This is a genomic window from Streptomyces sp. NRRL B-1347, assembly GCF_000720325.1.
Lineage (GTDB): Bacteria > Actinomycetota > Actinomycetes > Streptomycetales > Streptomycetaceae > Streptomyces.
The window spans coordinates 74,657-81,291 of sequence record NZ_JOJM01000034.1; the positions used below are offsets into that span (position 1 = coordinate 74,657).

Genomic DNA, 6,635 nt, shown 5'->3' on the forward strand with positions numbered 1-6,635 from the left:
ACTTCCGCTTCCATTTCCTCTTTGCCAAAGCATTACCTTGGGGGTGTCAACCGCAGCCCTTGCATACGCTTGCCCCCATGCCTTCCCGCGCGCCCCGCACTCCCCCTCCCTCGGTTCGCCCCGTGGGCACCGTCACGCGCGGGACGACCAACCCCAACCGGCTGCGCCGCATGGACCGCTGGATCGCCGCCGCCCACGGCGCCGCGCTGCGCCGCGCCGCCGACCCGCTCGCCGTCGACCTCGGCTACGGCGCCGCCCCCTGGACCGCCGTCGAACTGCTCCTGAGGCTGCGCACCGCCGCCCCGCACGCGCGCGTGGTGGGCATCGAGATCGACCCGGCACGGGTGGAAGCGGCGCGCCCGTACGAGCGGGAGGGGCTCTCCTTCCGGCACGGCGGCTTCGAAGTGCCGCTGCCCGCGCGCCCGGTCCTCATCCGCGCCGCGAACGTGCTGCGCCAGTACGACGAGGGCCAGGTCGCCGCCGTCTGGGAGCGCCTGTGCGCGCGGCTCGCCCCCGACGGGCTGCTCGTCGAGGGGACCTGCGACGAGATCGGGCGGCGGCACGTCTGGGTCGCGCTCGGCCCCGAGGGCCCGCGCACGGTGACCTTCGCGGCCCGGCTCGCCTCCCTGGAGCACCCCTCCGACCTGGCCGAGCGGCTGCCCAAGGCGCTGATCCACCGGAACGTGCCGGGCGAGCCGGTGCACGCCTTCCTGCGCGACTTCGACCGGGCGTGGGCGGCGGCCGCCCCGTACGCGTCGTACGGGGCACGGCAGCGGTGGATCCGGGCGGTGCGCGACCTGCGGGCGGACTGGCCGGTCGTGGACCGCGGCACGCGGTGGCGGCAGGGCGAAGTGACGGTGCGCTGGGAGGCGCTCGCGCCCCGCGGGACGTGAGCCCCGGAGCGAGGTCGCGCACGGGCGGCGCGCGGACCGCGCCCCGCGGCGGCCGAACGCATCGGGTGGCGCCGCCCGTTCACCGCGAGTGAACGTTCGGACGAAGGGAACGATCACCGCGTGCCGTTCGTCACACGAGACGGGAGGGGAACGGGAGTTGCCACGCGACCCTGTCGTATTGGGCGCGGACATGGCACCATCCCGAGCACACCGTGGGGTTACTGACGGTAAATCAGCTTTGATCGATGGACCGGCCGCTGGGTCGGTCGACGGATTGACCGATGGACTGACCGATGGATCTGCTGTGGGGGTGGAGCGTGTCCGGCAAGCGGTACTCGACGGCGAAAGCCGTGGCTCTGATCTGCGCGGCGGCGGTGCTCGCCGCACCGGGCACGGCGTTCGCGAGCCCGGCCGAGCCCACGCCGCCCGGCCCGCCCACGCCCGGATCGCCGACGCCCGCCGGGGACACGCCCCTTGAGCAGGTCCGCAAGAAGATCGACCGGCTCTACCGCGAAGCGGGCTCCGCCACGGACGCGTACAACGCGGCGGAGGAGAAGGCCGACCAGCAGTCCGACGAGATCGTCCGCCTCGCCCGCGACATCGACAAGGGCCAGAAGAAGCTGGACAAGCTCAAGGCCCAGGCCGGCGCCGCCGCCCGCGCGCAGTACCGCGGCGGCGGCATCCCCGACCAGGCCCGCCTCATGCTCAGCGACAGCCCCGAGCGGTTCCTGGACGGCGCGGGCCGCCTGCGCCAGGGCCAGCACGGCACGAAGTCGCTGCTCACCGAGATGGCCAGGACCCAGGCCGATCTGAAGACGTACGCCAAGGACGCCTCCACCCAGTGGCGCAAGCTGGAGGCCAACCGCAAGGCCAGGGCCGAGGCCAAGCGGAAGATCAAGAAGAAGATCGCCGCCGCCGAGAAGCTGGAGTCGCACCTGGAGACCAAGGAGCGCGAGCGGCTGCGCCGCCTGGAGGAGGAGGCCGCCCTCAAGCAGCAGTCGGCCTGGGTCGGCTCCGGGATACTCAAGGACCTCAAGGGCGACGCGACCTCGCGCGGCAAGAAGGCCGTCGCCTTCGCCACCGCCCAGATCGGCAAGCCGTACGTCTGGGGCGCCGAGGGCCCGGGGTCGTACGACTGCTCCGGACTCACCTCGAAGGCCTGGGCCGCCGCGGGCCGCGGCATCCCGCGCACCTCGCAGGAGCAGTGGAAGCGCCTGCCCCGCATCGACGTGAAGAACATGCGCCCCGGCGACCTGATCATCTACCACAAGGACGCCAGCCACGTCGGGCTGTACGTGGGCGACGGCGCCATCGTGCACGCCCCCCGCCCGGGGCGGAACGTGACGATCGCGGGCGCCGGATCGATGGAAATCCTCGGCGTCGTACGCCCGGACAGCTGATCCGGCCGAAAGCTTTCGCCGGGGCCCGGAGCCTCGTCGGCGGGGCCCGGAGCCTCGGCCGCGCGGGGCCGGGTGCCTCGCCGCGCGGGACCCCTTCCGGAGGCCGGGAGGGGTCCCGCCGCACGCCGCGTACGGTGTGCCGCGCACGCCTGTGACCCACCGCACGAGGCACCGCCCCGCTCAACCCCGCGGGCGTGATGTTCGTCATCCCTGTCGAACCGGGTTCGTGCCCCATTGCGGTCCAGGAGGCGGCATATGCCGCTTGCCGGGTGCCGCGCCGCGTTCCCCCGTGGCCTCGGCTACCGCTATGGTCCCCGTCTGGTGTGGGGCGTGCGACCGTCGCCCCACCGCGCCCTCGGGGGGAGGGAAGGAACTCCACGCATGCCCGTACCCATACCGCGGCAGAGAGCGATCCCGGCCGCGGCAGGCGGACAGGCCCCGGCGGTGCCGACGCCCGACGCCTCCCCGGACGGCTCCGGCCGCACCGGCGGCCCGGGCGGCCCCGGCGCGGCCGGAGGCCCCGGGCTCACCCTGCTGCTCGTCGAGGACGACCCGGGCGGCTCCCTGAGCCTGCCCGAGCTCGTGGACTCCGCGGGCCGGCCCATCCGCATCCGCACCGCTCGCAACCTCACCGAGGTCGAGCGGCTGCTCACGGACGACGTGCACTGCATCCTGCTCGACCTCGCCCTGCCCGGCGGGCCCGGCGGCGGGCCCGGCGCCCCGCACGACGCGCCGCACGGGACGGACCGGACGCCCGCCGACGCCGACGAGCTGACCCCGCTCCGGCACGTACTGCGCCTCGCGCCCGGACACGCCGTCCTCGCACTGACCACGTCCGGCGACGCCGAGCGCGGCGCGCGGGCGGTGCGGGTCGGCGCCCAGGACTATCTGTTCCGCGACGAGCTGGACGGCCGGCTGCTGAGCCGCGCGATCCAGTACGCGGTGGAGCGCAAGCGCGCGGACGCCGCGCAGCGCCAGCTCACCGAGTCCCGGCTGCGCGCGCAGGAGAACGCCCGCCTGGAGCGGGGCCTGCTGCCGACGCCGCTGCTCGACGGCTCGCCGCTGCGGTTCGCCTCGCGCTACCGCCCCGGCCGTTCGCGCGCGCTGCTCGGCGGCGACTTCTACGACACGGTGCGCACGCCGGACGGCGCGGTGCACGTGATGATCGGCGACGTCTGCGGCCACGGCCCGGACGAGGCGGCACTCGGCGTGGAGCTGCGCATAGCCTGGCGCGCCCTGACGTTCGCGGGCCTGGTCGGCGACGAGCTGCTCTCCACGCTGCAGCAGGTCCTGGAGCACGAGCGGGCGAACGAGGAGATCTTCGCGACGCTGTGCACGGTCGACATCGCGCCGGACGGCCGCCGGGCCGGTCTGTGCCTGGCCGGTCATCCGTCGCCGCTGATCGCCCGCCCCGGTCGGCCGGCCGAGCTGCTCCCGTACGACAACGGCGGCCCGGCGCTCGGCCTGCTGCCGCGCGCCCGCTGGCCGCGCCAGCAGGTGCAGCTCGGCGGGACCTGGAGCCTGATGCTCTACACGGACGGCCTGATCGAGGGCCGGATCGGCCGGGGCAACCAGCGGCTCGGCCAGGACGGGATGGTGGAGATGGTGCGCCGCAAGCTCGCGGCGGGCCTGCGCGGCGACGAGCTCCTGGAGGCGGCCGTGACCGAGGTGCGGGAACTCAACGGCGGCGAACTGACGGACGATGTGGCGGTGCTGCTCCTCGACCGCGAGCCGGGCCGCGAGCCGGGCCGGGAGCGGGGCGGCGAGCGCTAGTCGCCGCCCGTCCGGTCAACGCCCGCCGTTGTACGGGCCGTACGGGCCGTCGCTGCTGGAGCCGCGGCGGCCGCCGCCCCCGCCCATGACCTGGCGCAGCGCGGGCCGTACGTCGACCATGTACACGATCGTGGCGACGAGGCCGATGATCGGCAGGAACGACAGGATGTTGAAGATCAGGTTCACCACGAAGGCGAGCCCGAGGATGATCAGCCAGAACGGCTTGGTCTTCTTGTCGGCCGCCCGATAGGCGTCCTCACGGCGGACGGCGGCGTCGACGAGCGCGAATCCGCTGAACAGGATCAGGGCAAGCGACAGCAGCCACATGAAGTTCGCGAACCCCTGCATCAGCACAACGTCCACCACCAGTCTCGGCGAATCCAACACGACGCACGTGTCGTGCGTCCGAAGTCACGGTACCGCTACCCGCACAACGGACCGGGCACTCCGAGAGTGCCCGGCCGTGTGTGCGAGCGCCAGGCCCGCCCGCCGCTACTTGGCGGGCGGCGTGGTCTTCTTCGCCGTCGTCTTCCTGGCGGTGGTCTTCTTCGCGGCGGGCTTGCGGGCCGCGGTGCCCTCGCCCTCCGACTCGGAAGTCGCGGCCTCCGGCTCGGCCGCCGCCTCGGACGTCTCGGAGGACGTCTCGGAGGACGTCTCAGCCGCCTCGGGCGCGTCGGGCTCGACGGTGTCGGCGAGCTCCACGAGCTCGTCGGCGGCCTCGCCGCGCAGGTTCCGCACGGTCTGCTCGCCGTGCTCGGCCACCTTCTCGTACGTCTCGCGCGCCTGGACGGCGTACTCGACGGCGACGCCGACGCCGCGCAGGGCGAAGTCCTGGGCGTTCTCGCCGATGCGCTTCAGGTCCGTGTCGAGGACGCCGAAGAACTCGCCGACCTTGGCCTGGATGGCCTCGCGGGCCTCCTTGGCGCGGGCGGCCGCCCGGTCCTGGACGTCCTTGGGGTTGGCGTTGCGCACCGCGTCCAGGCGGGCGGGGGCGTCGGCGGCGAGCTGCTCGATGGCGCCGGGCACCTTCTTCGCCTGCTGGAGCGCGAGTTCGGCGCTGCCGACGACGAAGTAGAGGGGGGTCGGGTTGGTGACGGCCTTGCGCACCTCTTCGGTGATGGGCATGACGATGGTCCTCCCGGATTCGCTTCAGCTGGGGGGCTGTTCGCCCGAGGACCGACGGTCCTCGGGGTGGGCATCACTGCCGCCGGCCGTGCGGGGCCCGTCAGCGGTGGGGGCCGGTGCGCCGTCCCCGGCGCCGTCGTGGGCGCTCTCGGGACGGGCACCGTTCGAGTACGTCGAGTCCTCCGGGCCCTTCGCGTCCTCCGAGCCCTTCGGGTTCTTCGCGTCCTTCGTGTACGACGCCGCGTACGCGTCCGTGGACGACGAGGGGTCCGAGGGCTCGGCGGGCGCCGACACGAAGCCGTTCTCCTTGCGGAACGACTCGTAGATCTGCAGGAGCACCTGCTTCTGCCGCTCGTTGATGGACGGGTCGGCGAGGATGACGGCGCGCGTCTCCAGCTCGTCCCGCTCCTTCTCGTCGAGGATCCCGGCGCGGACGTAGAGCGTCTCGGCGGAGATCCGCAGCGCCTTGGCGACCTGTTGGAGCACCTCGGCGCTCGGCTTGCGAAGCCCTCGCTCGATCTGGCTCAGATACGGATTGGACACCCCGGCGGCGTCGGCGAGCTGCCGCAGCGACAGCTGCGCGTTGCGCCGCTGCTCGCGCAGGTACTCACCGAGATTGCCGACGTTGAGCGATGCCATGCCTCCGATACTGCCCCGCCCTGCTAACTATTGCAAGCAGCCGCTTGCAATAGTGCGCTACGCCACGCGCGGCCGGTCGGCCCTCACTTACGGGTGCCCCGTGGCGCGTACGTCCAGCTCGGCAGGGAGTGCTGCGCCACGGGGCCCACCGTGACGGCGTACAGGATCGTGCCGGGGCCCACCGTGCCGCCGAGGAGCCAGCCCGTGGCGAGGACCGTGATCTCGATGGCGGTGCGGACGGTGCGCAGGGAGCGGCCGGTGGCGGCGGTCAGGCCGGTCATCAGGCCGTCGCGGGGGCCGGGGCCGAAGCGGGCGCCCACGTAGACGGCGATCGAGAGGCCGTTCAGCAGGATGCCCGCCGTCAGCAGGGCGATCCGCGCGGGGAGGCCCGCGGGCTCCGGGACCAGCCAGAGCCCGGCGTCCGCCGCGCCGCCCACGAGGGCGATGTTGGCGAAGGTGCCGAAGGTCGGCCGCTGCCGCAGCGGGATCCACAGGGCCAGGACGGCCGCGCCCACCAGCGTGGTCAGCAGGCCGAAGCTGAGGGGCGTGTGGCGCTCCAGGCCCTGGTTCAGGACCGCCCAGGGGTTGACGCCCAGGGCGGCCCTGACCGTGAGCGCGACGCTGAAGCCGTACAGGGCCAGGCCGACGAGGAGTTGGGGGATCCGTCGCGCGGGGCCTTCGGCGAAGGGGAGGTAAGTGAGGGGTGGTGTCCGCCGGGGCGGGCCCTGCTGCCGCGCGCCGTCGCGCGCCGCCCCCGGCCCCGCGCCCCGCCCCTTCCACCGCTGCCCCGCCCCAAGCCCCGCAC

The 6,635-nt window shown here is 73.8% G+C and carries 7 protein-coding genes; 3 read left to right on the forward strand and 4 right to left on the reverse strand.

Annotation, left to right across the window (positions count from 1 at the left end):
* The first annotated feature begins 77 nt into the window (after positions 1–77).
* The 3 genes from IG74_RS0126535 (at position 78) to IG74_RS0126545 (ending at position 4,066) form a co-directional block, all read left to right on the forward strand.
* Positions 78–893 carry a class I SAM-dependent methyltransferase gene (locus tag IG74_RS0126535; RefSeq protein ID WP_107059027.1) on the forward strand — a complete coding sequence of 272 codons (816 nt, stop codon included), beginning with the start codon at positions 78–80 and terminating at the stop codon, positions 891–893.
* 293 nt (positions 894–1,186) lie between these two features.
* The gene (locus tag IG74_RS0126540; RefSeq protein ID WP_030682365.1) at positions 1,187–2,293 is read left to right on the forward strand and encodes a C40 family peptidase; all 1,107 of its coding nucleotides are present in this window, start codon (positions 1,187–1,189) and stop codon (positions 2,291–2,293) included.
* 381 nt (positions 2,294–2,674) lie between these two features.
* Entirely contained in the window at positions 2,675–4,066 is a 1,392-nt protein-coding gene (locus IG74_RS0126545) for a PP2C family protein-serine/threonine phosphatase (protein ID WP_037826089.1), read from the forward strand.
* 15 nt (positions 4,067–4,081) lie between these two features.
* Here the strand turns inward: IG74_RS0126545 and IG74_RS0126550 are convergent, their stop codons facing one another.
* The 4 genes from IG74_RS0126550 to IG74_RS0126565 all read right to left on the reverse strand — a co-directional run.
* A complete protein-coding gene (locus IG74_RS0126550) occupies positions 4,082–4,414 on the reverse strand; it encodes a DUF2516 family protein (protein WP_030682368.1) in 333 nt (110 codons plus the stop codon).
* Positions 4,415–4,558: 144 nt separating this feature from the next.
* Positions 4,559–5,191 carry a hypothetical protein gene (locus IG74_RS0126555; RefSeq protein WP_030682370.1) on the reverse strand — a complete coding sequence of 211 codons (633 nt, stop codon included), beginning with the start codon at positions 5,189–5,191 and terminating at the stop codon, positions 4,559–4,561.
* Positions 5,192–5,215: 24 nt separating this feature from the next.
* Positions 5,216–5,830, reverse strand: coding sequence for a helix-turn-helix domain-containing protein (locus IG74_RS0126560; protein WP_030682372.1), 615 nt, complete (start codon positions 5,828–5,830; stop codon positions 5,216–5,218).
* A gap of 83 nt (positions 5,831–5,913) precedes the next feature.
* The coding region (locus IG74_RS0126565; RefSeq protein WP_420709943.1) for a YczE/YyaS/YitT family protein at positions 5,914–6,635 on the reverse strand (722 nt) is incomplete at its 5' end.